The 25,174-nt window shown below is 68.5% G+C and carries 21 protein-coding genes; 13 read left to right on the top strand and 8 right to left on the bottom strand.

Annotated elements, in window-relative coordinates; translation table 11 throughout:
* Positions 1 to 191 precede the first annotated feature (191 nt).
* Entirely contained in the window at positions 192 to 1,028 is an 837-nt protein-coding gene (locus tag HQN78_RS02400) for a family 16 glycosylhydrolase (protein WP_235087676.1), read from the top strand.
* A gap of 190 nt (positions 1,029 to 1,218) precedes the next feature.
* On the opposite strand, the gene HQN78_RS02395 is transcribed toward HQN78_RS02400, so the two are convergent.
* Both HQN78_RS02395 and HQN78_RS02390 read right to left on the bottom strand, forming a co-directional pair.
* Positions 1,219 to 1,848 carry a LysE family translocator gene (locus tag HQN78_RS02395; RefSeq protein ID WP_107799778.1) on the bottom strand — a complete coding sequence of 210 codons (630 nt, stop codon included), beginning with the start codon at positions 1,846 to 1,848 and terminating at the stop codon, positions 1,219 to 1,221.
* A 317-nt stretch (positions 1,849 to 2,165) separates the two neighbouring features.
* Positions 2,166 to 2,612 (bottom strand): GNAT family N-acetyltransferase, encoded by a 447-nt coding sequence (locus tag HQN78_RS02390; protein ID WP_235087673.1) that lies wholly within the window; start codon positions 2,610 to 2,612, stop codon positions 2,166 to 2,168.
* A 200-nt stretch (positions 2,613 to 2,812) separates the two neighbouring features.
* Here HQN78_RS02390 and HQN78_RS02385 point away from each other — a divergent pair, with 200 nt between their 5' ends.
* The 4 genes from HQN78_RS02385 to HQN78_RS02370 all read left to right on the top strand — a co-directional run bounded on the left by HQN78_RS02385 (position 2,813) and on the right by HQN78_RS02370 (position 7,342).
* On the top strand, positions 2,813 to 3,127 hold the full coding sequence (locus HQN78_RS02385) for a DnaJ domain-containing protein (protein ID WP_107799780.1): 315 nt from the start codon (positions 2,813 to 2,815) through the stop codon (positions 3,125 to 3,127).
* A gap of 276 nt (positions 3,128 to 3,403) precedes the next feature.
* Positions 3,404 to 4,852, top strand: a complete 1,449-nt coding sequence (locus tag HQN78_RS02380; RefSeq protein ID WP_235087671.1) for an alkaline phosphatase — start codon at positions 3,404 to 3,406, stop codon at positions 4,850 to 4,852.
* 188 nt (positions 4,853 to 5,040) lie between these two features.
* Entirely contained in the window at positions 5,041 to 6,402 is a 1,362-nt protein-coding gene (locus tag HQN78_RS02375) for an alkaline phosphatase (RefSeq protein ID WP_235087668.1), read from the top strand.
* A 268-nt stretch (positions 6,403 to 6,670) separates the two neighbouring features.
* Positions 6,671 to 7,342: a hypothetical protein gene (locus HQN78_RS02370; protein WP_107799783.1), complete on the top strand. Its 672-nt coding sequence runs from the start codon at positions 6,671 to 6,673 to the stop codon at positions 7,340 to 7,342.
* A 117-nt stretch (positions 7,343 to 7,459) separates the two neighbouring features.
* On the opposite strand, the gene HQN78_RS02365 is transcribed toward HQN78_RS02370, so the two are convergent.
* The 6 genes from HQN78_RS02365 to HQN78_RS02340 form a co-directional block, all read right to left on the bottom strand.
* Positions 7,460 to 7,996 (bottom strand): GNAT family N-acetyltransferase, encoded by a 537-nt coding sequence (locus HQN78_RS02365; RefSeq protein ID WP_235087666.1) that lies wholly within the window; start codon positions 7,994 to 7,996, stop codon positions 7,460 to 7,462.
* 359 nt (positions 7,997 to 8,355) lie between these two features.
* The gene (gene tssA, locus HQN78_RS02360) at positions 8,356 to 9,456 is read right to left on the bottom strand and encodes a type VI secretion system protein TssA (protein ID WP_235087664.1); all 1,101 of its coding nucleotides are present in this window, start codon (positions 9,454 to 9,456) and stop codon (positions 8,356 to 8,358) included.
* A gap of 31 nt (positions 9,457 to 9,487) precedes the next feature.
* On the bottom strand, positions 9,488 to 13,339 hold the full coding sequence (locus HQN78_RS02355) for a type VI secretion protein IcmF/TssM N-terminal domain-containing protein (RefSeq protein ID WP_107799786.1): 3,852 nt from the start codon (positions 13,337 to 13,339) through the stop codon (positions 9,488 to 9,490).
* A complete protein-coding gene (locus tag HQN78_RS02350) occupies positions 13,336 to 14,100 on the bottom strand; it encodes a DotU family type IV/VI secretion system protein (RefSeq protein ID WP_107799787.1) in 765 nt (254 codons plus the stop codon). The genes HQN78_RS02355 and HQN78_RS02350 overlap by 4 nt, the downstream gene beginning before the upstream one ends.
* On the bottom strand, positions 14,090 to 15,436 hold the full coding sequence (gene tssK / locus HQN78_RS02345; protein WP_227108596.1) for a type VI secretion system baseplate subunit TssK: 1,347 nt from the start codon (positions 15,434 to 15,436) through the stop codon (positions 14,090 to 14,092). Before tssK ends, HQN78_RS02350 begins: the two co-directional genes overlap by 11 nt.
* Before the next feature lie 24 nt (positions 15,437 to 15,460).
* Positions 15,461 to 15,922, bottom strand: coding sequence for a hypothetical protein (locus tag HQN78_RS02340; protein WP_235087660.1), 462 nt, complete (start codon positions 15,920 to 15,922; stop codon positions 15,461 to 15,463).
* Between the two features lie 275 nt (positions 15,923 to 16,197).
* On the opposite strand from HQN78_RS02340, the gene tssB reads away from it, so the two are divergent.
* The 8 genes from tssB (at position 16,198) to HQN78_RS02300 (ending at position 25,057) form a co-directional block, all read left to right on the top strand.
* Positions 16,198 to 16,743: a type VI secretion system contractile sheath small subunit gene (gene tssB / locus HQN78_RS02335; RefSeq protein WP_081545015.1), complete on the top strand. Its 546-nt coding sequence runs from the start codon at positions 16,198 to 16,200 to the stop codon at positions 16,741 to 16,743.
* Positions 16,744 to 16,777: 34 nt separating this feature from the next.
* The gene (gene tssC / locus HQN78_RS02330; RefSeq protein ID WP_081545014.1) at positions 16,778 to 18,256 is read left to right on the top strand and encodes a type VI secretion system contractile sheath large subunit; all 1,479 of its coding nucleotides are present in this window, start codon (positions 16,778 to 16,780) and stop codon (positions 18,254 to 18,256) included.
* 65 nt (positions 18,257 to 18,321) lie between these two features.
* On the top strand, positions 18,322 to 18,819 hold the full coding sequence (locus tag HQN78_RS02325; RefSeq protein ID WP_048409970.1) for an Hcp family type VI secretion system effector: 498 nt from the start codon (positions 18,322 to 18,324) through the stop codon (positions 18,817 to 18,819).
* A gap of 383 nt (positions 18,820 to 19,202) precedes the next feature.
* Positions 19,203 to 19,670, top strand: coding sequence for a type VI secretion system baseplate subunit TssE (gene tssE / locus HQN78_RS02320; RefSeq protein ID WP_235087658.1), 468 nt, complete (start codon positions 19,203 to 19,205; stop codon positions 19,668 to 19,670).
* Entirely contained in the window at positions 19,670 to 21,469 is a 1,800-nt protein-coding gene (tssF, locus tag HQN78_RS02315) for a type VI secretion system baseplate subunit TssF (protein WP_235087656.1), read from the top strand. Before tssE ends, tssF begins: the two co-directional genes overlap by 1 nt.
* Positions 21,433 to 22,482, top strand: coding sequence for a type VI secretion system baseplate subunit TssG (tssG, locus tag HQN78_RS02310; protein ID WP_235087654.1), 1,050 nt, complete (start codon positions 21,433 to 21,435; stop codon positions 22,480 to 22,482). Before tssF ends, tssG begins: the two co-directional genes overlap by 37 nt.
* The gene (gene tssH, locus HQN78_RS02305; RefSeq protein WP_235087652.1) at positions 22,479 to 24,827 is read left to right on the top strand and encodes a type VI secretion system ATPase TssH; all 2,349 of its coding nucleotides are present in this window, start codon (positions 22,479 to 22,481) and stop codon (positions 24,825 to 24,827) included. The genes tssG and tssH overlap by 4 nt, the downstream gene beginning before the upstream one ends.
* Entirely contained in the window at positions 24,824 to 25,057 is a 234-nt protein-coding gene (locus HQN78_RS02300) for a hypothetical protein (protein ID WP_235087649.1), read from the top strand. The genes tssH and HQN78_RS02300 overlap by 4 nt, the downstream gene beginning before the upstream one ends.
* Positions 25,058 to 25,174 lie beyond the last annotated feature (117 nt).

Genomic DNA, 25,174 nt, shown 5'->3' with positions numbered 1-25,174 from the left:
GCTTTTGTTAGCGGCTCTAAGCAGCGGTTCAATGTCTGCCGCGCTTCAGCGATACGGCGTTGAACAGGCTCTAAGCCGCGGGCCTGGCCGCGCTTGGTAAAACTGCCAAGCGCGGCCGCACTGCGCCGCTCTCGCTTCCGGCTATGCTGGACGCTCGACAAACTCGCGCGAGATGAGCGATGAAAAGCAAGATGGCGGCAGCCGCCGCGATTACGGCGCTGCTGAGCGGCGGCGCAGCCGCGGCCAATTGGCAGTTGGCGTGGCAGGACGAATTCAACGGCGCGGCGCTGGACGGCGCCAAATGGCGGCTGGAATCCGGCCCCGGCCCGTGGGGCCTGCATGAGCTGCAGTACTACACCGCCGGGGACAATGTGGCCGTGCGCGACGGCGCGCTGCATATCACCGCGCGGCGGCAGGCTTACGGCGGCCGCGACTATACCTCGGCGCGCCTGCGCAGCCAGGCCGCCTGGCGCTACGGCCGGATCGAGGCGCGCATCAAGCTGCCTTACGGCCAGGGTATGTTTCCAGCGTTCTGGATGCTGAACCAGCGCTGGGATCAGCCCGCGCATTACGGCGAGATCGACATCCTGGAAATGGTGGGCAGCGAGGCCGGCGCGGAAAACGCCACCGTCTGGGGCAGCGCGCACCGGCCCAAGCCCGGCGCGCCGGCCGGGACGGTGCAAACGGCGTCGGCCTCCTATGTCACGCCGGATCTGGGCTGGTTCAACGACCGTTTCCACGATTTCGCCGTGGAGTGGTCGCCGGCGGCGATCCGCTACTTCGTCGACGGCCGGCTCTATCAGACGGTGACGATGAAAACCGACGGCGGCGACGGCTGGAGCGCCTTGCAAGAACCGGCCTTCATCGTGCTGAATCTGGCGGTGGGCGGGGATTGGGCCGGCGCGCCGGACGCGTCCACGCGCTGGCCGCAGGAGATGGTGGTGGACTATGTGCGGGTGTACCGGGACGCCGCCGAACCCGCCGCGCGCCGTCGGGCGCCGGCGTCGGCCGCCTCGCCGCTGCGTTGAGCCGTCATCCCGCTGTCACGGGCGGCGGATATATTGGCCGGAGGGTTCAGGAACAAGTCCTCCCCTCCTTTGTATCTATCGATGTCCTCTTGCCGCCCCCAGGGGCGGCTTTTTGTCGCGCCCGGCGATAGGCCCACATCAAAAAACCCGCCGGATTCGGCGGGTTTTCCGTGGCGGCAAAGCGGCGCGCTCAGCTCATATCGCTGCGGCGGTACAGGCTGAGGCCGATGGCCAGCACCGCCAGCATGCCGGCGCAGCTGCGGTTGATCCAGCCCATCACGCGGGCGGAGAAGGTGCGCATCGCGTGGCGGCCGCCGTAGGCGTAGATGAACATCATCACGCAGTCCACGCTGGCGGTGACCACGGCCAGAATCATGTATTGCGGCACCGCCGGCTGGTCCTGGCGGATGAACTGCGGCAGGAAGGCGGTGAAGAACAGCAGGCCCTTGGGATTGGACAGGCCCACCACCAGGGAACGCAAAAACGTGCCGCGGCCGCTGGCCTCGCCGCTCTGGGCGCTGGCGGCCAGCGCCTGGGTGGGCGCGCGCCACATCATCCAGGCCAGGTAGACCAGATAGGCGGCGCCGCCCCATTTGACGATGGAAAACAGTTGTTCCGACGCTTGCAGCAAGGCGCCCAGGCCGCAGCCCACGGCGGCGATCAGCAGCAGATCGGACAGCACCGCGCCGGCAAAGCCGTAGCTGGCGATGCGCATGCCGTGGCTGGCGCCGTTGTTGAGCGCCAGCAGCATGGACGGACCGGGGGTGATCATCACGGCGCTGACGGCGACGATGTACAGCAATAAGGTGGCGAAACTCATTCAAAACTCCAGGACGGCTATCATCTATGACTTGGCGCGGCCACCCGGAAACAGTCGACGACGACGGCGCGCGAAACGCGGCGTCTTGGCATGAAGCAGGGAACTGGGTAATGCGGACAGGGGCGGCAAACAACGCAGAGCCGGCATCATAATATAAAAGCCGGCGCGGCTGTAGTGGCATATTGGCTTATGCTTATGCGCTTAAAGAAGAAGCGCTCCCTCTTTACCTGCCCGCCACGCGCCTCCGGACGCCCGGGAACGCGCGCATCCGGCACGCCCCCGGCCTCTTCAGTCTCGTCGCCGGAGGCGCGCCTCGCTCAGCCCTCGCGCCGCTTTTCGTACAACAGGTCCCCGCCCTCGGCCGGGCCGGCCTGCCGCCAGCCCTGACGCTGATAAAAACCGTTGGCGCGGATGGCCGCGTCGCCGTCGGTCGTCAGCCGGATCACCGGATGGCGTTGAAACAGCGCGGCCTCGGCCTGGCTCAGCAGCTGCCGGCCCAGGCCCAGGCCCTCGAACGCCGGCTTGATGAACAAGGCGAACACTTCGCCGGCGTCCAGGTCCGCCATGGCGAATCCGGCCGGCTGGCCGTCCTGCTCCGCGATCCAGGCGCAGGGCGCGGCGGCGATGATTTCGGCGATGGTCTCGGGCGTGATGCCCAGGTCGGCCAGTTGCTCGATGGAAAGGTGGTTTTGCCGGACGCTGGTGCGGATGTCGAACAGCGCGGCGATGTCGGCGCGGACGGCCGGACGGATGGTGGAACTCATATGCTTCCTTGCGGGCCGCCGCCTCCCCGGATCGGCAGGCGGCTCTAAATTAAAGAACATAACCGGGCCGGGTGGGACCGCCCGCCGGCGGCATAGTTCACCCACCGCCGCCCCGCGCCGGGAACCAGCGTCCGGCCAGCCGCTCCATATTGCTATTCCGTCCGCAAGCGCGGGCGGCCCTCTGCCAAGGAACCGTGTCGATGCGATTGATTGCGCTGCTGTTGTTTGCCCTGCTGGCCTACTGGCTGATCCGCCGGGCGCTGAGCCCGACGCGGCCGGACGCCCCGCCGTCCGGCGCCGTCTCCGAGACCGAGCGCGCCTGCCAGGTGCTGCAAGTCGCCTGGCCCTGCTCCGCGGAAGAACTGAAAGCCGCTTACCGGGCGCGGATGGCGGAATACCATCCGGACAAGGTCAGCGCCCTGGGCCTGGAGCTGCGCGAACTGGCGGAACGCAAGAGCAAGGACATCAACGCCGCCTATCAGCGGCTGCTGCCGCTATGCGCTGACCGGCGCTAAGAACCTGTTTACGATCTCGCGAGCTAAAGCGAGACAAGGCGAAAACGGCTGAGAAAGCGGAATGTACAAATGGTACATGAGCATTTCGAAGGTGTGCTCACCGTGTAAGGCTCCACGACGCGCAGCAGATCGTAAACAGGTTCTAAGCGCGCCCCGCCAACGCCGGCCCCGGCCCGCCGGTTGACCCCGCAACAAAATCTTCATCAAACCCTCTCCTGGCCGAAACATGCGCGCACTATGCTGTGCCGGTTTTTTTCATGCCCGGAACATAACATCATGCGCATCCTCAGCCTGACCCTGGCCGTGACGGCCGCCATCGGCCTGGCCGCCTGCGGCAGCAGCGGCGGCACCGCCAGCGGCTCCGCCAACAACAACCAGGGCCTCCGTCCCGCCGCCAAGAACGTGATCTTCTTCCTGGGCGACGGCATGGGCATCAACACCACCACCGCCGCCCGCATCTACTCCGTGGGCGAAGACGGCGAGCTGACCATGGACACGCTGCCGGAGAGCGGCTTCGTCAAAACCTTCTCCAACGACGCCCAGGTCACCGACAGCGCGCCGTCCATGTCCGCCTACATGACCGGCGTGAAGATGAACAACGAAGTCATCTCCATGTCCACCGACACCCAGGCCAAATCCCCCACCGCGGACTTCACCTCCAACTGCGGCAGCGGCAACGGCCAGCCGGTCAGCACCCTGCTGGAGCTGGCCAAGGCCGGCGGCAAGGCCACCGGCGTGGTCACCACCACCCGCGTCACCCACGCCACCCCGGCGGCCACTTACTCCCACGTTTGCCACCGCGACGCCGAATCCGACATCGCCGCCCAATTGGTGCCGGGCGGCGCGCTCTTCAACGCCAAGCTGCAAGACGGCGTGGACGTGGTCTTCGGCGGCGGCCGCCAGTTCTTCCTGCCCAAGGCCGCCGGCGGCAAGCGCGCCGACGGCCGCGATCTGGTGGCGGAGCTCAAAGCCAAGGGCTACGGCTACGCCGCGGACAAAACCGGCTTCAACGCGCTGGACCCGGCCAAGACCACCCGCGCCGTGGGCCTGTTCACCAGCAGCCACATGAGCTACGACCTGGACCGCGACGCCTCCAAGGAACCCAGCCTGGCCGAGATGACCGCCAAGGCCATCTCCATGCTGGCGGACCGCAAGGACAAGCAAGGCTTCTTCCTGATGGTGGAAGGCGGCCGCATCGACCACGCGCTGCATGAAACCACCGCCAAGAAAGCGCTGCAGGACACCGTGGCCTTCGATCAGGCGATCAAGACCGCCATCGACGCGATGAAACAGCGCGATCCGGACCTGAAAAACACCCTGATCGTGGTGACCGCGGACCACGACCACACCCTGGTGCTCAACGGCTACGCCCAGCGCACCGGCAAGACCACGGCCGGCAACCCCGGCGTGCTGGGCCTGGTGAAGAACTACAGCAACGGCAGCCTGGCCACCGACGCCGACGGCATGCCCTATTCCATCATCGGCTTCGGCAACGGCGAAAACCGCGTCAACGGCAACCGCAACGCCGCCGCCGCGCTGACCGACGCCGTGGTGTCCGCCAACGACTACCACCAGGAAGCGGCGGTGCGCATGCCGGCCGGCGGCGAAACCCACGGCGGCACCGATGTCTACATCGGCGCCATCGGCCAGGGTTCGGACGCCTTCCACGGCTTCCTGGAAAACATCGACGTGTTTGGCCTGGTGAAGAAAGCGGCCGCGCTCTGAGAACCTGTTTACGATCTCGCGAGCAAGGGCGAGACAAGGCGAAAACGGCTGAAAAAGCGGAGTGTACACACGGTACACGAGCATTTTGAAGACATTTTCAACGCCGTATCGCTGACGCGCAGCAGACCGTAAACAGGTTCTGAGCCGCCACCCCCAAACGCTACACAAACCCATACAAGAGAACCGCAATGAAACCGATGATGAAACCGCTACTCAGCGTCGCCGCGCTGGCCGCCGCCCTGCACGCGCTGCCGGCCCAGGCCGCGGGCGAAGCCAAGAACGTGATCTTCTTCCTGGGCGACGGCATGGGCCCCACCACCGTCACCGCCTCGCGCATCTACAAATACGGCGAAGCCGGCAAGCTGAACATGGAACAGCTGTCCCGCACCGCCCGCGTCAAGACCTTCTCCAACGACGCGCAAACCACCGACAGCGCGCCGTCCATGTCCGCCTATATGACCGGCGTGAAGATGAACAACGAAGTCATCTCCATGTCCGCCGACACCCGCGCCATCGACCCCAATAGCAACGGCACCGGCAATTGCGGCAGCGGCAACGGCCAGCCGGCGACCACCCTGCTGGAACTGGCCAAGGCCAAGGGCAAGGCCATCGGCGCGGTGACCACCACCCGCGTCACCCACGCCACCCCGGCCGCCACTTATTCTCACGTCTGCCACCGCGACGCCGAATCCGACATCGCCGCCCAGGCGGCGCCGGGCGGCGCCGGCTACAACGCCAAACTGGGCGCCGGCCTGGACGTGCTGATGGGCGGCGGCGGCAAATTCTTCCTGCCCACCGCCTCCGGCGGCAAGCGCCCGGACGGCCGCAATCTGCTGACCGAAATGCAGGCCAAGGGCTACACCCTGGTGAGCAGCGGCAGCGAGCTGGCCGCCTTCAACCCGCAGTCCGGCAACAAACTGCTGGGCATCTTCAACAAGGACCACATGGACTATGAGCTGGACCGGGTGAAGAACAGCCTGAACCAGCCCAGCCTGGCCGACATGACCGCCAAGGCCATCGACACCCTGGCCCGCAACGGCAACGGCTATGTGCTGATGGTGGAAGGCGGCCGCATCGACCACGCGCTGCACGGCACCAACGCCAAGCGCGCGCTGGAAGACACCATCGCCTTCGACAACGCCATCAAGACCGCGCTGGCCAAGGTGGACCTGAACAACACCCTGATCGTGGTCACCGCGGACCATGACCACACCATGACCATCAACGGCTACGCCAAGCGCGGCAACCCCATCCACGACATCGTGCGCGGCTACGCCGACGGCAAGGAGTCCAAGGACGCGGACGGCGCCACTTACACCGCGCTGGTGTTCGGCAACGGCCCCAACCGCAAGGCCAGCCGCGTGTCGGTGGACTCCGCCACCGCGATGGGCGACGACTACCAGCAGGAAACCGGCATCCGCCTGTCCAGCGAAACCCACGGCGGCGGCGACGTGATGCTGATGTCCGGCGGCGCCGGCTCCAAGGGCTTCAAGGGCGTGATGGACAACACCAAGGTGTTCGGCCTGGTGAAAAGCGCGCTGGGCCTGTAAGAACCTGTTTACGATCTGCTGCGCGTCGTGAAGCGTAGCATGGTGAGTACGAGCTCAAAATGCTCATGTACCACGTGTACATTCCGCTTTTTCACTCGTTCTCGCCTTGTCTCGCTCTAGCTCGCGAAATCGTAAACAGGCTCTAAGCCCCCGCCCCCGCGACGAGCTCCGCGCCGGCGCCGCTCCAGGCCCGGCGCGGCCGTCCCGGATGCACCCCATTCGGCTTGCCCACGGGCAAGCCTACTTTTACGCACGAAGAAAGACCGCGATGAAAATCCTGCTGCCGCTGGCCCTGCTGGCCCTGTCCCCGGCGCTGCGCGCCGCCGCGCCGGATCTGGTGGCCACCATCCGCTACGAAACCGTCACCATCGGCAAGGACGGCGTGGAAAAAACCATACGCTATAGGGAAAAACTGACCCGCCAGGGCAAGCACGTCTGGCGCGAACGGCTGAACGCCCCCGCCGACGACCACGATCACGATGACGGCCACGGCCATGAGGACGGCCACGACCACATCGACTACGCCGCCGCCAGCCGCCACGTCTGGCTGGACGCCAAAGGCCAGCCGCGGCTGGAGTTCGCCCTGCCGCAACAGCGGCTGCTGGTGCAAGTGGGGCAGCGCGAATGGAGCGACGTGGGCTTCGACGGCTCCTGGATCCTGGCCAGCCAGCTGGTGGACATTGAAAAACTGAAAGGCTTCACCGTCAGCCCCGGCGCAGACGGCAGCCGCTGGTATCGCAAAACCGCCAAGGGCCACAGCAAGCAATTGCAATGGAGCGCGCGCTGGGCGATGCCGCTGCGGGTGGAATCGCGTTCGCAGGACGGCCGCCATCGCGAAAGCATGCGCGTGGAGATCCGCCCGCTGGCCGCCGGCCAGCCGCTGCCCTGGGCGCAAACCGGGCGGCTGCGCGGCAAGGACTATATGGACACGCTGGACTGAGCCCTTGCCCGCGCCGTCCTTCCGGGCCAGGCATCCTGGCCTTGGAGTCCGTTCGCGGTCCGCTGCGCGCGGCGCAGCGCGCCATGCGAGCAAGCCGCTTTCCCAAGCAGCCTCGCCCTAGCTCACGGGAGCGTGAACGCGCTCCAGCAGCTGGCAGGGCCAGCCGTCCACATCGAATGCGGCGATGCGCTCATAACCGCAGGACTCGTAAAAACGCGCCAAGGCCCCCGTGCCCCCGCCATAGCAATCCACGCGCAAGCGCTTGACGCCGGCCAGCCTCGCCTGTTCATCCGCGAAAGCCATCAAACGCCGGCCGACGCCCCGCGCGCCGGAGCGGCGGGAGGCGACCAGCAAGCGCACGTAGATTTCAGGCTCCGTCGCGGCCGGCGCATAGGGCATGGCCTCCCCCAGCACCAGGGCGGCCAACACGGCGCCGCCTTCCTCCTCCGCCACCCACGCTCCCGGCAGCGAGCACGCCTCGACCACCCGCTCCACTTGTCGCAGCTGGCTTGACCACGGCTCGCTTCCCCATTGCTCCGCGTTGCCCATGGCGACGAACCAGGCGATGATTTCATCGAAAATTTTCAATACCGCGGGCGCGTCGGCCGCGCTCGCGCGGCGGATGATCAGCCCGTTCCACTCCACATTCGCCATCTGGCCGTCCTTCACTGAATGCCCGTCAAGCGGGAGGCGGCTTCTCCGCCTCAAGCCCCGTTTTTAAACGCCTGCTCAAAGCCTCGCGCACAAGGGCGAGACAAGGCGAAAACAAGCGAAAAAGCGAAGTGTACAAGAGGCAATGAGCATATTGAGCTTGTTCTCAACACCGTATCCCCGACGCGCAGCAGACTTTGCACAGGCTCTGAGAACGTGTTTACGATCTCGCGAGCTAAGGCGAGACAAGGCGAAAACGAGCGAAAAAGCGGAATGTACTCGTGGTACATGAGCATTTTGAGCTCGGTTTCAACGCCCATTTCTATCCATCCCGCCGACGCGCAGCAGATCGTAAACAGGTTCTAAGGCAACACCCCCAGCAGGGACCACAACCGCCGCGCCTCGGCGTCGCTGTCTATCAGCTCCGCCAGCAGCTCCCGCAAAGGCTTCTCCCCCCACTCCACCGCGCGGTAGATCAGATAGGGCACCGGGCTGTGCGGCTCGGTGCGCGCCAGATAATCGGCGATGCCGCGCAGCTGGCGGTAAGCGTCCTCCCGCCCCTGCGGCTCGCGCTGGGCGAAAACGGGCGCGGACGCCGGCGGCGGCGCGCCGTGGCCGGCTTCGGCCAGGACCGGCGGCGCGGCGGCCTCGGCCTGGTCGACGGCGGCGGCTTCCGGCTCCGGCGGCGGGCCGGGATGCAGGACGGCCAGTTCCTGCAAGGCTTGCGCCGCCTGCTCCAGCGTCTGGCTCAAGGGCGCGTAGGACGGCGCGTCCGCGCCCATGCGTTCGTCGCACCAGCTCTGCAGCCGCGCCAGCCATTGCCGGCTGCGCGCCAGCGCGCCGCGGCTCTCCTCCAGCGCGGCCGGCGGCAGCGCGCGCACCCAGTCGTTCAGCTTCTGCTGCTCGTGGCGCGCCTGTTCGCGCTCCAGCTTGCCCTCGTCGCCGCCGGCCAGCAGCCGGCGGTTGAGGTCCTGCCACTGCCGCAGGGTCAGCGGCTGCCGCCCCTGCGGCGGCGGCGCGTTCAGCAAGGGCACCTGGGCCGCCAGCGTGGCGGCGTAGGTTTTGGCCAGCCATTCCAGCGGGCCGGTGCGAAAGCTCAGATCGTCTTGCTGCGGCAAGGGGTGCAGGCTGTCCCAGTACTGCTCGCAGCACTGCGCGCTCAACGCCAGCGCCGCTTCCAGGCCGGGCAGGCCCAGCAGATGCAGCCAGGATTCCCCCAGCCAGCCGGCCACCATCAAATCCTTGCTGCGCTCGGCCAGCAGCGCGGAGGCGAGGCGCTCCACGCCGGACCAGTCCGCGCGCTTCAAATCGCTTTCCCAGATGCCGGCGGGCAGGCTGGGATCGTCCTCGCGCCGCAGTTCGCGCAGTTGGTCGTATTCCGGCGCGTAGCGCAGCGGCTCGCCGCCGGGATTGTCCGCGGCGATGGGTTGCAACAGGGTTTCCAGACTCGACATGGCGCTCATGGCCGTTTCCTCAAGGTGTTCAAAGCGCGCATCAGCTGCCCTCTATCGCGGCCAGCCGCGGATTGGCGGCCGCGCGGAACGGCGACGGCGGCGCGGCGTACGGCAGGCTGGCCACGGCCAGGCCGCTCTTGCCGCCCGGCGCCTGCAAGGTCAGCCGCAAAAACATCTGCGCGTCGCCGTTGCCCAGCAAGGCCGGGTTGCGCACCGGCAGCGCCAGCATCAGGCCCACATCGTTGACGCCTTCCACGCTATTGGTGCGCAGCGGCGAATTGTTCTCGCGCAATAAGCGCAGCAAGCCCCATTGTCCGCCGTAGTTCCAGCTGGCCAGCCGGTCGAACACGGTCAGCCCGCTTTGCGTCGAATCCTCCACCGGCGCCTGTTGCGATTCCTTGGCCCAGCGCAGGGTCGCCGTCACCGGCTGGCCGATGTTCCAGTGCAGGCGCTGGCCGTCGCCGCCGGGGTAGCGCAGGCGCTGGCCGCCGCTGGCCAGCGTCCATTCGATCACCTGGTCCGCCGCCTGTTCGTGTTCGCGGTCGGTGCGCCAGCGCACTTCCACGTCCACGCCCTGCCACGGTCCGCCGCCCTCGCGGGCGAACATCGGGCCCAGCCAGGCGCGCGCCGCCTTGGCCGCGTCCAGGAAGCGCCGCGCCGCCTGGGCCTGGCCGGACTTGAGGTCCTGCAGGCCGGCGGCCGCCAGCCCGCCGCTGTCGTCCATCAGGCGCATGAATTCCGCCACCCGCTCCGGCGCGGCGTCCGGCGCCGCCAGCTTGGCGGCGAAGGGGAAGCGGTTGGCCAGGTATTGATTGAAGAAGGCGCTCAGCTTCTGGTAGGCGGCGGCGCCGGCCTGGGTGCGCAGCGCGCCGCAGCGGTCGCTGGCCAGGCTGACCAGGGTCTGGGCGCGGTCGGAGAAGACGTTGCCGGCGGCCGGCAGCTCCACCTGGTCCAGCACCGCGCGGCAATTGCCCACGTCCATCTCGTTGAAATCCTTGACGATCATGGTTTCCAGCACCGCCGGCGCGCTGTTGGCGGCCTTTTCCTTGTAGTGGCGCAGTTCGACGGCGGCGCTTTGCCAGCGTTGCTGCAATTGCTGGTCGCTGACCGGCAACGAGGATTTGTGCGAGGCCAGCCAGCTCAGCGCCGGCGCCTGGGCCTGGGTCAGATTGCCCACCAGCTCCAGCTGCGCGCCCAGGTATTGCTGCAGCTCGCGCGCGCCGCCGGCGCGGAAGGCGCGGGCGCCGGCGTTGCGCGAGCCGTCCCACCAGCGGAAGCTGCCCTGCAGCGGCTGGTACAAGCCCAGCCCTTGCAGGCTGCGCTCCGCGTGGCGCAAGGATTGCAGCGCGCGCCGGTCCATCTCGCGCAGCACGCTGTCGCGGAAGGCGGGCTGGGCCAGTTCGTCCAGCGCCGCCAGCACCGGGGTGGCGGCCTTGGCCTGGGCGTCGAAGGCATTGCCCTCGTCGATGGAACCGCCGTTCAGGCCAACCGACGGCTCGGCGCGGCGGCTGCTCAGGGCGGCCCACATCGCCCGCGCCGCGCTGTCCTGCAAGGCGCGCTCCAGGCCCTTGCGGTAGGCCGGCGGCATCTGGCCGGCGCTGCCGGCCAGGTATTTCTGGTAGCCGTCGTAATGACGCAGCGCCGCCGTCATGGCGTCGGCGTCCATATTCGCCAGCCCGCCCGCCGTCGGGCCACTCTCCCCCTGCGCCCGCGCGCTGGCGACGAAGTCCTGTTTCAGCAGCGAGGCCAGGGTCACGTTCAGCTTGAGCACCTGGTCCTGCAGCTCCAGGCCGCCGGACGGCCCTTGCGCCAGCAGCGCCGAGCTGGCGCCCACGCCGCCCAGCCAGCGCTTGCGGAATTCCTGGCGCGCCACCGCGGAATGGTCCACCACCCGCGCCACCGCGTCCCGCCCTATCAGGCTGGAGCGGCGCGCGCCGTCCAGCATCGCGCTGTAGCCGGGCACCAAGTCCTGGCCGGCGGCGCGGCTCCAGGCGCTGTTGGTGGCGTTGACCAGGCTTTGCAGCAGGCCGATATGGCCGGCCACGCTGTCCAGTTCCGGCAAGGAGTTGCCTTGGCCGGACTCCAGCATCAGCAGCTGTTTCTGCAATTGCTGGGCGGTGAGGTCGAAGGTTTGATTGGTGTAGAGCTGGCCGAGCCAGGCTTGCATCAGGCCGCTGAAGTGTTCGCCCACCTGCGGCCGGATCTTGGAGAGGTCGATCGGCGCGGCCACCAGTTGATCGCTGGACAGCAGGATGCGGCGCAGATTGTCGCGCTGGGCGTTCTGCGGCGCGCGCAGGCTGAGGCCGAACAGGCCGTTGGCCAGCTCCGCCGCCTCGTCCAGCGTGGTGTTGCCGTCGCGCACCGCGTGGTTGAACTGGTTGACGCGCTGTTCCAGCTTGACCGCGTCGCCGGCCAGTTGCCGCGCCAGCAGATAGGCCGGCCATTTCTCCGGCGCGGCGGTGTCGTCGCTGACGCTGTCCGCGCCGGCCTCGCCCAAGCGCCGCACTTGTTCGGCGTCGCGCAGCAGCCGCTGTTGCAAGGGCAGCATCACCGAGCGGCGCAGCGCGTATTCGATGGTGTCGTCGATGCGGCCGTCCACCGGGGACATCAGCGAGGTGGGCAGCAGCAAGGTGCCGAAACGGCGCGAGGGCGCGTCCTTGAGCGCGCGCCAGAAGGCGGCGACGCTTTGCCGCGCCGCCGCGTCGTTGCCCAGTTCCGGCCGCGGCCCGCCGCGGTCCAGTTGCAGAATGCGCAGCTGGCGGCCCAGCGCGTCGGCGTCGTCGGTGGCCGCGTGCCAATACCAGCTGATGCCGGCCAGCCACAGGGCGGCGAACAAGCCCATGCCGGCCAGGGTCCAGCGGTGCCAGCGCTGGCGCAGCCGCAGGATGCGCGGCACCGGCTGGGCCAGGCCCTGCTCCGCTAGCACCCGCTGGCGCAGCAGCCGGCCGGCGAACAGGGGCAGCGCCGGCGGCGCGACGGTTTCTTCCAGATCGTCCTGCGGCGCGGCCTGGGCGCCGGTGAAGTAGATGCCGCGCAATTGCGGCGCCTCGCCCAGCGCGTTGCCGCGGAACACCGGATCGCACAGCGCCTGCAGATTGGCGCGCACCGCTTCGAAGCTGCGCGGCAGCAGGTACAGGTCCGTGGACACGCCGCCTTGCAGGGCGCCGAATTCGGCTATGGTTTCGCTCAGGGTCAGCCGCAGCCGCGTCAAAGCCTGTTCTATCCAGTCGGATTGATAGGCGGCGCTGGCGGCGTAGGGCGAGGACCAGCCCAGCATCGCGTCGCGCGCTTCGCGGGGCAGCGCCTGCGCCAGCTCCAGGAAGCCCGGCGCCTGCTCGGTCTCGGTCACCACCAGATAGATGGGCAGGCTCAGGCCCAGCCGTCTTTGCAGATCGGAAAACTTCTTGGCCGCGGCCAGGCCGGCGCTGACCGCCAGGTGCTCGCTCCACAGCTGGCCGGCGGACACGGTCCAGATCAGCGCGTCCAGCGGCCGCGCGGCGCGGCTGCGCAAAAGCACGCCCAAGAGCCGCCGCCAGGCCGACAGCGGCGCCAGCGCGCCTTCCGGGTGGCTGAACATATCGTCCGGTATCACCAGCACCGCGCCGTCCCCGCCGTACCACCAGCGGCCGAACCAATTGGCCTCGCCCTCGCTCTTCAGCTGCAGCGAGGCGCACAAGGCCTCCACATTGCGCACCCGGTCGCCCACCGCCAGCACCCAGGGGGTCTGGTAGCGGTCTTCCGCGCCGATCTCGCGCTCGAAGCGGCGCACCGAGCCGCGGAAGCTGCGCCGCGCCGGATCGGCCTCGCGCCGCAGCCACCAGATCAGCGCCGCCAGCGCCAGCAGGATCAACAGGGTCAGCAGCACAATGCCGGCTAGGGTCTGTATCGTCATTTGCTCTGCCCGTCCCCGTCCGCCCCGCGGTACAGCATGGGCTCCACCCGCGACACGATGTCGTGCCAGAACGCGTGCCCCACCACCGACATGCCCACCAGGATGGCGGCCACGCCCACGGCCAGCCGGAAGCCGTCCGGCAGCATGCGCCGCACCGTCAGCCGCAGCGGCGGCACATTGCTGCTGCGCTCCAGCGCCGGCGCCAGGCTGCGGATGTCGGCGTCCCGCTGGTAGGCGAAGGCGAACAGCTCGCGCCGCCATTCCTCGTGCTGGGCCAGCCCGCCCGGCCCGCGCAGCCGGCCGTAGAAACCCAGGGTCAGCGTTTGCAGGCAGACATTGGCCAGATCGCGCCCGGCCGGATCGCGCTCGCGCAAGACCCGCTCGATCAGCGCCGGCACCTTGTCGCCGGCGGCGCGGCTGCCGAACAGCCGCTGCTCCAGCGGCGTGGCCTGCCACAGGCTCTGCCCCGGCCAGTCCTCGAACAACAGCCGCTCGTCTATCAGCGCGACGAACAGATACTGCAAGGCCTCGATCTGGCTCTGCCCGGCCGCGCCCACGCGCGCGCCGGCGGCGCGGCTCAAGCGCCGCGCCAGCAGCCCGCCCTGCTCGGCCGCCAGTTCGGCGGCGGTTTCGGCCTTGTGGCCGCCGCCGGCCAGTTCCCGGAACACTTGCAGCCATTCGGCGTAAGCGTCTTCGAAAGTGGCGCTCAGCGGCGCTTGCGCCAGCGCCCCCAGCGGCTGGGACAGCGCGCTATCCAGCATGGCGTTCTCCATCGGCGTCCTCGCGCGGGTCCGCGACGAAGAGCAGCGCCTCCCACGGCTCCAGCGCCGCGCCGCCGGCCGGCAGCGTCATCCTCAGCGGCTGATCCGCTTGCAGCCAGTCGCCGTTGGCCAGCACGGCGAACAGCCGGGTGTCGTCGCCCACGCTGTAAGCCACTTGTTCGGCGCGGTCCAGCGGCTGGAAGGACAAGCCGCGCATGCGCTGGCGCGCCAGCGTGGCCACATGGGATTCGGAGGCGATGATGGCCTGGCCCAGCCATTGCTGAGCGGCGGAATCCGGCGCGCCGCCGGGCATGCGCAGGCCCACGATCAAGCGCCCGCTGTCGCGCGCGGCCTCCGGCAATACGATCCAGAAACCTTCTTCGTCGCGGTTGAACGGCAGGCTGCGGTAACCGGCGCGCACCCGGTCCAGCGCGGCGGACAGCCAGTTCAGCAGCGGCTCGTAGCTGGCCAGCAGTTCCTGGTAGTTGAAGGCCGGGAACACCGGCGCGCCGGCGCCCGGGTCCAGCGCGGTCAGCGAGCCGGCCATGCCGGCCAGCAGGCCGAACAGGGCGGCCGGATGGGCGGCGCGGCTGCCCAGCGCGGCTTCCGTCTCCGGCAGCCGCGCCCACAGCGCCGCCAGCTGGCGGCGGATTTCGTCGATGTCGTCGTCCTTGCCGGCCTCCTTGGCCTGGCGCAGACGTCCGCTGAGGAAGACGCATTTTTCGCGCGCCTTGGCGCACAGCGCCGCCACCTTGCGCCCCAGCAGGCTGTCCGGCAGCAGCCGCGGCGACGGCGGCGCGTAGGCGCGGCGGGCAAAGCCGCCGCCTTGCTGGGCGATGCGCAACAGCGGCAGGCAGATCATGTCGGCGCGTTCGGCCTCGGTGACCAGGCGGATGTCCGGCCGCCACAGCGTCAGGCTGGCCGGGTTCTCCCCGCTGCTCAAATCCGGCACCGCCTCGCTGTTTTCCGAGCGGAAACGCCCGGCGGCCGGGTCCAGCCGGCCGGCGCGCCACAGGGGCGGCAAAGCCAGGTAAACCGTCACCGTGCGGCCCGGCGCCTCCGCCGCGGCGGCCGTCACGTCGCAGCTGAGCGCCGCGCCGTCGCCGGCGTCGAAGCGCAGCGGCAAGCCGTCCGGCAGCACCGCCTCCAGCGCGGACACCCGCGCCACGCCGCCGGCCAGCGCCGCCTCGTCCAGCTCCAGCTCCAGCACGCCCCAATACAGCGGCTGGGCCGCCGCCGCCAGCGCCGCGGACACCCCGTCCGCCCTCAGCGCCTGCCATTGAAAATGCTGGGGCAGCAACTGCATCCCCTCGTACCAACACACCGCCTGTGGCACTGCTTTCAAACCGCTCTCCCCCCGCTACGGCTCCATCAGCCGCATATTCTTGCTTTCAAAGCGCAGCCAGACCTTCTTGCGCGCGTCCAGGCTCAGCCGGTGCATGCCCGGTCCGGCGTAGCTGGCGTACACCAGCAGGCCGGCCGCGGATTCGCCCCGTATCGGCACGTCCTCGGTTTCCAGATGCTGGCCCGGCACCAGCTCCAGCTCCCACACCTTGAGATCCGCCGGGTAGTCGCGCAGCAGCTGCTCGCGCTGCTCAAACCACTTGGCCGCCGGCAGCCCCAGCAGCAGCTTGTACAGCTCCGGGTCCTTGGCAGCGACGAAGTCCACCGCCAGCGGCGTGTCGTCGTTGGCCATGCTGACCACGTCCAGCGTGGCCGCCTGCAATTTGACCGAGGGGCCGAAGCCCAGCGACGAGCACCCGCCCAAGCCCAAAGCCAAAGCGCAGAACAGCCCAGCCAGATACCCGTTGCGCATCCGCATCACCCCGACGCCATTATCCATTGCAAATAATATTGGCAAAAAAACGCCGACAGTTCTATAGGAATTGTTAAGCCATGGTCATTGAAAAATGCAAGTTGCAAGCATTTGTCAGCAAAAAGGGCTTCCATGAGGCGGCTTGAGCCGGCTTCAATGGAAAAGAACGACCAGGCCCGGCCGGGCAACAATGGTCTGACAATCATGCAGTTTCGCCCAAGCGGACCGGATACGCGGCCCGCCGTCGGCGTCCCCAGTTTCCCAACCGATCGAGGTCTGTTATGGCAGAGAGCACACAGCACAAGCTGGACCGGATTCGTCCGCCCCGCGTGCAAATCACGTATGACGTGGAAATCGGCAACGCCCTGGAAAAACGGGAGCTGCCGCTGGTGGTAGGCATCATGGCGGACCTGGCCGGCAAGCAGGAGCAGCCGCTGCCCAAGCTCAGCGAGCGCCGCTTCGTGGAGATAGACCGCGACAACTTCAACGCCGTGCTGGCCTCGCTGACGCCGCGCGTCACCGCCCAGGTGGACAACGCGCTGTCCGACGACGGCAGCAAGCTCAATGTGGAGCTGAAGTTCAACCACTTCGACGACTTCGACCCGGTCAACATCGTCAAGCAAGTCACCCCGCTGCGCCGGCTGTACGAGGCGCGCCAGAAGCTGCGCGACCTGCTGACCAAGCTGGACGGCAACGACGAATTGGACAAGCTGTTGCAGGACGTGGTGGCCAACACCGAGGAACTGCAAAAGATCAAGAGCGCCCGCCCGGAGGCCCCGGCCGCCGCGGAAGCCGCGCCGGCGCCGGACGCGCCGCCGGCCGCCTGACGCCCCGCCCGACCCCTGATACCGGAGACATCTCATGGCTAAGACCCAAGCCGAAGCGCCCAGCGGCGACGCCGCCTCGCTGTCGCTGCTGGACCGCATCATCCAAGAAGGCCGCATGGCCCACGACGACATCCAGCAGGAGTACGCCAAGGACCTGCTGTCCGAATTCGCCACCCAGGTGTTGGACGAAGGCATGGCCATCGACAAAGACACCGTGGCCATGATCAACCACCGCATCGCCATCATCGACCAATTGCTGAGCAAGCAGCTCAACAACATCCTGCACCACCCGGACGTGCAGAAGATGGAAGCCTCCTGGCGCGGCCTGCACTTCCTGGTGATGAACACCGAAACCAGCAGCCGCCTGAAGCTGCGCCTGCTCAACGCCACCAAGGACGAGCTGCAGAACGATCTGGAAAAAGCGGTGGAATTCGACCAGAGCGCGCTGTTCAAGAAGATTTACGAGGAAGAATACGGCACCTTCGGCGGCCACCCCATCAGCCTGCTGATCGGCGACTACGAGTTTGGCCGCCATCCGCAGGACGTGGCGCTGCTGGAAAAGCTGTCCAATGTGGCCGCCGCCGCGCACGCGCCGCTGATCTCCGCCGCCAGCCCGCGCCTGTTCGACATGAGCAGCTTCACCGAACTGGCGGTGCCGCGCGACCTGTCCAAGGCTTTTGAAAGCGCCGAGCTGATCAAATGGCGCTCCTTCCGCGCCAGCGAGGACTCCCGCTACGTCAGCCTGGTGCTGCCGCACATCCTGCTGCGCCTGCCCTACGGCCCGGACACCAAGCCCACCGAGGGCATGAACTACGTGGAAGACGTCAACGGCACCGACCACGGCAAATACCTGTGGGGCAACGCCGCCTACGCGCTGGGCCAGCGCATCACCGACGCCTTCGCCAAATACGGCTGGTGCGCGGCCATCCGCGGCGTGGAAGGCGGCGGCGCGGTGGAAGGCCTGCCGGCCCACACCTTCGGCACCGTGTCCGGCGACATCGCGCTCAAATGCCCGACCGAGATCGCCATCACCGACCGCCGCGAGAAAGAACTGGACGGCCTGGGCTTCATCGCCCTGTGTCACAAGAAAAACACCGATCTGGCGGTGTTCTTCGGCGGCCAGAGCGCCAACCAGCCCAAGGTCTACAACACCAACGCCGCCAACGCCAACGCGCGCATCTCCGCGATGCTGCCCTATGTGCTGGCCGCCTCGCGCTTCGCCCACTACATCAAGGTGATCATGCGCGACAAGATCGGCAGCTTCCTGACCCGCGACAATGTGGAAACCTATCTGAACAACTGGATAGCGGACTACGTGCTGGTCAACGACAACGCGCCGCAGGAAGTGAAAGCCCAGTACCCGCTGCGCGAAGCGCGGGTGGACGTGACCGAAGTGCCGGGCAAGCCCGGCGCCTACCGCGCCACCGTCTTCCTGCGCCCGCACTTCCAGCTGGAAGAGCTGACCGCGTCCATCCGCCTGGTGGCGGAGCTGCCGCCGCCGGCCGCCGCCTGACGCCACACCAAGGGCCCGCCGCGCGGCGGGCCCAATACTTCTCATAACACGGAGAACACATAGCAATGGACGCCATCATTCTGGACCTGGGCAGCGACATCAAGGGCGAGTGCAAGCTGGAAGGCTACACCGACAAGATCGAAGTGCTGTCCTACAGCCACAACGTGGCCATGCAGGTGACCAACGACGTCAGCAACACCGAACGCACCTCCGGCAAGCCGCATATCGGCGAATTCAGCCTGACCAAGTTCACCGACAAATCCACGCCGGAACTCAACGCCTACTGCTGCCAGGGCAAGAACATCCCCGAGGTCAAGATCACCATAGGCCGCAACGCGGCGGACAGCAGCGGCAAGGTGCTGCCCTACATCGTCTACACCCTGACCAACGCCATCCTGTCCAATGTCAGCGTCAGCGGCGGCACCGGCGGCAAGCCGGTGGAAAACCTCTCGCTCAACTTCACCAAGATCAAGTGGGAGCTGACCACCCAGAAAGACACCGGCGCCAAGGACGGCAACGCCGCCGCGGTATGGGACCTGGCCGCCAACAAGTACTCCAAATAAATCGATTGAATCCGCCGCGGAAGCCCATAAGCACAGCGGGCGTTCCGGGGTCTTTTGGCCACGGAAGCACACGGAAGAACACGGGCAAGCATCGGGCTTGCATGGACTTCATGACCACGGGTGTTGTCTTGTTCCGTGCTTTCCGTGCGCTTCCGTGGCAAAGAAGATTTTTTCGTGTCTTTACGTGGGTTTTGTGGCTTAGCCACGGAAAAACACGGACAAACCCAAAGGCGGCGCCTGGCTTGCGTGGGCAATGACCACGGCTGTTGTCTTGTTCCGTGTTTTCCGTGCGCTTCCGTGGCAAGAAAGATTTCTTTCCTGTCTTTACGTGGGTTTCGGGGCCAAGCGTTTTTCCATGGCCCATGCACTTTTAGGATACCGCGATGCGCCAAGCCGCCCAGTTTCGCCCGGGTCTGTTCGAACTGCTGGCCGACGCCGAACCGCGGCAGCGGCTGGAGGCCGAGCCGCTGCTGCGGGTGGACCGCCGCCGGCTGCAAGAATCGGTGCGGGCGGAACTGGCGCGGCTGCTGTCCAGCCGCCGCGCGGCACAGCCCTACCTGGCCGAACTCAGCGTCATCGACTACGGCGTGGCGGACTGGAGCGCGCTGCACCCGGAGCGCACCGAAGACCGCCAGCGGCTGGCGCGCGAGATCCGCCAGGCGATACGCAGCTTCGAACCCCGGCTGGCCGCGCCGCGCGTCAGCGTGGACACCGTGCCGGGCCGCGGCCTGCTCCTCAGCGTGCGCATAGACGGCGAACTCCAGGCCGAGGGCAGCCGCTGGCCGGCCGCCTTCGTCGCCGAGCTGGACCCGTCCGGCGCGCGGCTCACCGCCTGCGAGGACGCCGGCTGATGGAATCGCTGGACCCGCGCCTGCTGGACTACTACCAACGCGAACTCGCCTACCTGCGCCACGCCGGCGGCGAATTCGCCCAACGCTACCCCAAGGTGGCCCACCGCCTGCAACTGAGCGACGGCGAATGCCCGGACCCGCAAGTGGAACGGCTGCTGGAAGGCTTCGCCCTGCTCTGCGCGCGGCTGCAACGCCGGCTGGACGACGACTACTCCGAACTCACCGACGCGCTGCTGGAACAGCTCTACCCGCACGCGCTGCGGCCCATGCCCTCCTGCGCCATCGCCCGCTTCGAGCCGGACCCGGACAAGGGCAAGCTGGACGCCGGCTACCGCATCGAACGCGGCACCCCGCTGTTCGTGGCCACCACCGCCGGCGACAGCCTGCGTTTCCGCACCAGCGCCGCCGTCACCCTGTGGCCGCTGCGGCTCGCCGCCGCCAGCCTGCTGACCGAAGACGAAGCCCAGGCCGCCAGCGGCCTGGCCCAGGCGCGCGCCGCCCTGGTGCTGCGGCTGGAGAAACTGGGGCCGGAGCCGCTGGGCGCGCTACCGCTGAACAGCCTGCGCATCCACCTGGCCGGCTCCCCGCTCAACGCCGCCGCGCTTTACGACCTGCTGTCCGCCCACAGCCTGCAAATCAGCTGCCGGCTGCCGGAGCGGCCCGGCCTCGCGCCCTCCATCCGCCCCGGCGCGCTGCCGCGCGCCTGCGGCTTCGGCGCCGACGAAGCGCTGCTGCCGGCCGAGGACGGCGTGCACCCGGCGCACGCGCTGCTGGCGGAATACTTCGCCTGCCCGGAAAAATTCGCCTTCTTCGACCTGCCGCTCAGCCTGCCGCGCCAGGCGGAGCGGCAGCTGGAAATCGTCATCGCCTTCGAACGCGCGCCGGCCGGCCGCCTGGGCATCCAGCACGGCGACATCGCGCTGGGCTGCGCGCCGGTGATCAATCTGTTTCCGCACACCTCGGAACCGCTGCGCCCGGACGGCAGCCGCAGCGAATACCTGCTGGTGGCCGACGCCCACCGCGACCACAGCGTGGAAATCCACTCCATCCGCCAGCTGCGCGCCGCCGGCCCGGACGGCGCGCGCCGCATCGCCCCCTATTTCGCCTGCAGCCACGGCGAGGGCGGCGACGGCCGCTACTGGCACGCGCGCCGCGTGCGCGGCCTCAACCGCCTGCGCCCCGGCAGCGACATGCTGCTCACCCTGGTGGACGCCGATTTCGACCCGCTGGCCGCCAGCGAACTCAGCCTCACCGCCGAGCTGCTGTGCACCAACCGCCACCTGGCCGAGCAACTGCCGGCCGGCGCGCCGCTGATGTTCGAACTGCCCGGCCCGGTGGGCCAGGCGCGGCTGCTGCGCCCGCCGCGGCCGCAAACCGAAGCCGCGCTGGACGGCGCCTCGCGCTGGAAACTGGTGTCCCAGCTCAGCCTCAACCACCTGTCGCTGAGCGAAGGCCCGCAAGCGCTGGCCGCGCTGCGCGAAATGCTGGCGCTGCACAATCTGGGCGAACAGCCGGCCGCGCGCCGCCAGATCGAAGGCATAACCGCGCTTGGCAGCGAACGCATCGTCGACCACGTCGGCGCCGACGCCTGGCGCGGCTGGCGCAACGGCCTGCTGCTGACGCTGGAGCTGGACCCGGCCTGCTTCGCCGGCGGCAGCCGCGTGCTGTTCGCCGCCGTGCTCGCCCACTTCTTCGCCCTCTACGCCCACGCCAACCGCTTCGTGCGCACCCGACTCGTCCACCAGCAACAGGAGATCCAGACATGGCAGCCCCCGCCCGGCCCCAGCCTGGTTCTGTAGCCGAGCGGCTGCTGACGCGGCCGCAGGGCTTTGAATTCGCCCAGGCGGTGATGCTGCTGGAACGGCTGACGCCGCAGGCCGCGCCGCTGGGCCAGGGCGCGGACCCGGCGCGCGAGGCGCTGCGGCTGCGCGGCCCGCTGCTGCCCGCCTTCGCCGCCAGCGAACTGAGCGCGCTGGAACCGGGCGCGCTGGGCGGCGACGCGCGCGACGGCCAGCCGGCGCTCGATGTCGAATCCTTCGGCCTGGGTGGCCCGGACGGCCCGCTGCCCTACGCCTACCAGGAATGGCTGCAACAGCGCCGCCAGGACAAAGACCACGCGCCGGCGGAATTCCTGCAACTGTTCCAACACCGGCTGCTGGCCCTGCTCTACCGCGCCCAGCGCAAATACCGGCTGGCGCCCAGCTTCGCCGCGCCGCGGCTCAGCCCGGCGCGGCCGCTGCTGCTCAGCCTGTGCGGCCTGCTGCCCGCCGGCCTGCAACAACGCCAGGCGGTGCCGGACGCCGCGCTGCTGGCCCGCGCCGCCCTGCTGGCGGACCGCCGCCGCTCGCTGGCCGGCTTCGCCGCCTTGGCCAGCCGCCACCTGGCCGCGCCGGTGCAAGCCAGCCCCTACGCCGGCGGCTGGCGCGAGATCCCGCCGGCCAGCCGCACCCGCATCGGCCCCCACGGCCGCAACGCCGCGCTGGGCCAGGGCGCGCTGGCCGGCCGCCGCGCCTGGGACGAACACGCCGGCATCCGCCTGACCGTGGGCCCGCTGGACCCGGCCGGCTACCGCGCCTTCCTGCCCGGCGGCGAACGCCACCGCGCGCTGGCCGCGCTGGCCGCGTTCTACTTTGGCCCGGACCTGGACATCCAGCTCAGCCTGCTGTGGCAAGCGCCGGCCGCCGCGCTCAAACTGCAAGCCCGCGCCGCGCCGCGGCTGAGCTGGGACAGCTGGCTGGGCGGCCCCGGCGGAGCGCGGCAGCTGGACACCCGGCTGCAACGGCCGCCCCCGGCCGGCGAGGACCCGGCATGAGCGCCGAACTGTCCGAACTGGTGGCCCGCCTCAACCCCAGCTGCCGCAAGGCGCTGGAGCTGGCCGCCCAGCGCTGCCTGCAGCAAAGCCACTACTACGTGGAAATTGAACACGTGCTGCTGGAGCTGCTGGAGCTGCCCAACGGCGACCTGCCGCTGCTGCTGCCCAAGCTGGGCCTGAGCCCGGACCAACTGAGCGCGGAACTGCGCCGCAGCCTGGACCAGTTCAAGCGCGGCGAAACCCGCGCCCCGGCCTTCTCCAGCCACACCGTGGCCTGGCTCAAGGAAGCGCTGCTGCTGGCCACGCTGCGCCAGCAGGCCAGCATCCGCTCCGGCCTGCTGCTGCTCACCCTGCTGGAACGCGACGAACTGCGCAATCTGCTGCTGATCGGCGCACCCTGCCTGCTGCGCGCGCCGCGCCAGCCGCTGAGCGAACAGCTGGACGCCTGGGCCGCCGCCTCGCGCGAAGCCCCGTCCGCCGCCGCGGCGGAACCGGCCGGCGCGCTGGCGCGCTTCACCCACGACCTGGTGGCCGACGCCCGCGCCGGCCGCATCGACCCCATCGTGGGCCGCGACGGCGAAATCCGCCAATGCCTGGACATCCTGCTGCGCCGCCGCCAGAACAACCCCATCCTGGTGGGCGCGCCCGGCGTGGGCAAAACCGCGGTGGCGGAAGGCCTGGCGCTGCGCATCGCCCACGAGGAAGTGCCGCCGGCGCTGGCCGGCGTCGGCCTGCTGGCGCTGGACCTGGGCCTGCTGCAAGCCGGCGCCGGGCTCAAGGGCGAATTCGAACAAAGGCTGCAAAGCGTGATGGACGACATCCGCGCCGCCGCCCGGCCCATCATCCTGTTCATCGACGAAGCCCACACCCTGGTGGGCGCCGGCGCGGCCGAGGGCCACAGCGACGCCGCCAACCTGCTCAAGCCGGCGCTGGCGCGCGGCGAGCTGCGCACCGTGGCCGCCACCACCTGGCAGGAATACAAGAAATACTTCGAGCGCGACCCGGCGCTGGCGCGGCGCTTCCAGCCGGTGCAAGTGGAAGAACCGGACGAAGACAGCGCCGTGGCCATGCTGCGCGGCGTCGCCGCCCGGCTGGAACAACACCACGGCGTGCGCATCCTGGACGCCGCCATCCACGACGCGGTCAAGCTGTCCCACCGCTACATCTCCGGCCGTCAGCTGCCGGACAAGGCCATCAGCGTGCTGGACACCGCCTGCGCCCGCGTGGCGCTGGCCCAGCACGACCAGCCGCCGCAGCTGGAAAACCTGCGCCACCGCCAGACCATGCTGGACGAAGAACTGGAGCGGCTGCTGAACGAACAGGCCACCGGCCTGGACCACGCCGCCCGCATCGCCGCGCTGCGCCAAGACAGCGCGCGCCAGCTGCAAGCGATGCGCGAACTGACCGTGCGCTGGCAGGACGAATTGCGCGCGGTGCGCGAAATCCTGCGCACCCGCCAGCAACTGCTGGACTTCCTGGCCAGCGAACCCGAGCTGCCGGCCGGCGAACCGCCGCTGTTGCTGGAAGAAGCCGAAGACGGGACCGCGACCGCCGACGAGGACGAAGCCGCGGACCCGGCGCTGCGGCTGGCGGAACAACTGGCGCGGCTGGAAGCCGGCCTGGACGCGCTGCGCCAGGACGACCCGCTGGTGCCGGAGCATGTGGACTCCAAGGCGGTGGCCGCCGTCATCGCCGGCTGGACCGGCATCCCCGTGGGCAAGATGCTGGCCGACGAAGCCTACGCCATCCGCACCCTGGCCCAGCGCATGGGCCAGCGCGTGATCGGCCAGCCGGCCGCTCTGGGCAAGATCGCCCAACGCATCCAGGCCTACCGCGCCGGCCTGACCGACCCCGGCAAACCGGTGGGCGTGTTCCTGCTGCTCGGCCCCACCGGCGTGGGCAAGACCGAAACCGCCTACGCGCTGGCCGACGCCCTCTACGGCGGCGAACGCAATCTGATCGTGGTCAACCTGGCGGAATACCAGGAAGCCCATAGCGTCAGCCAACTCAAGGGCGCGCCGCCCGGCTATGTCGGCTACGGCCAGGGCGGCGTGCTGACCGAAGCGGTGCGGCGCAAGCCCTACAGCGTGGTGCTGCTGGACGAAATCGAGAAAGCCCACCCGGACGTGCTGGAAGCCTTCTACAACGTGTTCGACAAGGGCCAGATGGAAGACGGCACCGGCCTGACGGTGGACTTCAACAACACCATCATCCTGGCCACCAGCAATGTGGGGCGGAAGCCATCCTGGCCGCCGCGCCCGCCGCCATCGGCCACCCCGGCTTCATCGACCAACTGCGGCCGCAGCTCAACGCCGCCTTCCGCCCGGCGCTGCTGGCGCGGATGACGGTGGTGCCCTACCGTGCGCTGGACGACACAGTGCTGGCCGACATCGTGCGCAGCAAGCTGGAAGTGCTGCGCCAGCGCTATCAACGCGCTACCGGCAAGATGTTTGATTTTGATCCGGGGCTCATTCAGGCGGTGCTGAACCGCTGTCGCGGCGCGGGGGCGCGGGATATTGATAATGTGTTATTGGCGGAGGTGGTGGGGAAGTTGGCGGAGTGGGTGGTCGGGTGATTTTATTGAAGATGGACACCCCATCGCAATTCAAATCAAGTACAAGTCATATAACTTAACTCAAAAATAAATTAATTTCTCAAGAAATTGAATCTCCTAAACAATAAAAAAGAAAAA

The organism is Chromobacterium sp. Beijing (genome assembly GCF_021496765.1).
Lineage (GTDB): Bacteria > Pseudomonadota > Gammaproteobacteria > Burkholderiales > Chromobacteriaceae > Chromobacterium.
Note: the sequence above shows the minus strand (reverse complement) of the source record. Positions and strands in the feature narration are given on the sequence as shown.

Bases quoted from the DNA above. Each gene is read 5' to 3' on its own strand.
- HQN78_RS02400 (WP_235087676.1), top strand. From the start codon at position 192: ATGGCGGCAGCCGCCGCGATTACGGCGCTGCTGAGCGGCGGCGCAGCC.
- HQN78_RS02395 (WP_107799778.1), bottom strand. From the start codon at position 1,848: ATGAGTTTCGCCACCTTATTGCTGTACATCGTCGCCGTCAGCGCCGTG.
- HQN78_RS02390 (WP_235087673.1), bottom strand. From the start codon at position 2,612: ATGAGTTCCACCATCCGTCCGGCCGTCCGCGCCGACATCGCCGCGCTG.
- HQN78_RS02385 (WP_107799780.1), top strand. From the start codon at position 2,813: ATGCGATTGATTGCGCTGCTGTTGTTTGCCCTGCTGGCCTACTGGCTG.
- HQN78_RS02380 (WP_235087671.1), top strand. From the start codon at position 3,404: ATGCGCATCCTCAGCCTGACCCTGGCCGTGACGGCCGCCATCGGCCTG.
- HQN78_RS02375 (WP_235087668.1), top strand. From the start codon at position 5,041: ATGAAACCGATGATGAAACCGCTACTCAGCGTCGCCGCGCTGGCCGCC.
- HQN78_RS02370 (WP_107799783.1), top strand. From the start codon at position 6,671: ATGAAAATCCTGCTGCCGCTGGCCCTGCTGGCCCTGTCCCCGGCGCTG.
- HQN78_RS02365 (WP_235087666.1), bottom strand. From the start codon at position 7,996: ATGGCGAATGTGGAGTGGAACGGGCTGATCATCCGCCGCGCGAGCGCG.
- tssA (WP_235087664.1), bottom strand. From the start codon at position 9,456: ATGAGCGCCATGTCGAGTCTGGAAACCCTGTTGCAACCCATCGCCGCG.
- HQN78_RS02355 (WP_107799786.1), bottom strand. From the start codon at position 13,339: ATGACGATACAGACCCTAGCCGGCATTGTGCTGCTGACCCTGTTGATC.
- HQN78_RS02350 (WP_107799787.1), bottom strand. From the start codon at position 14,100: ATGCTGGATAGCGCGCTGTCCCAGCCGCTGGGGGCGCTGGCGCAAGCG.
- HQN78_RS02340 (WP_235087660.1), bottom strand. From the start codon at position 15,922: ATGCGGATGCGCAACGGGTATCTGGCTGGGCTGTTCTGCGCTTTGGCT.
- tssB (WP_081545015.1), top strand. From the start codon at position 16,198: ATGGCAGAGAGCACACAGCACAAGCTGGACCGGATTCGTCCGCCCCGC.
- tssC (WP_081545014.1), top strand. From the start codon at position 16,778: ATGGCTAAGACCCAAGCCGAAGCGCCCAGCGGCGACGCCGCCTCGCTG.
- HQN78_RS02325 (WP_048409970.1), top strand. From the start codon at position 18,322: ATGGACGCCATCATTCTGGACCTGGGCAGCGACATCAAGGGCGAGTGC.
- tssE (WP_235087658.1), top strand. From the start codon at position 19,203: ATGCGCCAAGCCGCCCAGTTTCGCCCGGGTCTGTTCGAACTGCTGGCC.
- tssF (WP_235087656.1), top strand. From the start codon at position 19,670: ATGGAATCGCTGGACCCGCGCCTGCTGGACTACTACCAACGCGAACTC.
- tssG (WP_235087654.1), top strand. From the start codon at position 21,433: ATGGCAGCCCCCGCCCGGCCCCAGCCTGGTTCTGTAGCCGAGCGGCTG.
- tssH (WP_235087652.1), top strand. From the start codon at position 22,479: ATGAGCGCCGAACTGTCCGAACTGGTGGCCCGCCTCAACCCCAGCTGC.
- HQN78_RS02300 (WP_235087649.1), top strand. From the start codon at position 24,824: ATGACGGTGGTGCCCTACCGTGCGCTGGACGACACAGTGCTGGCCGAC.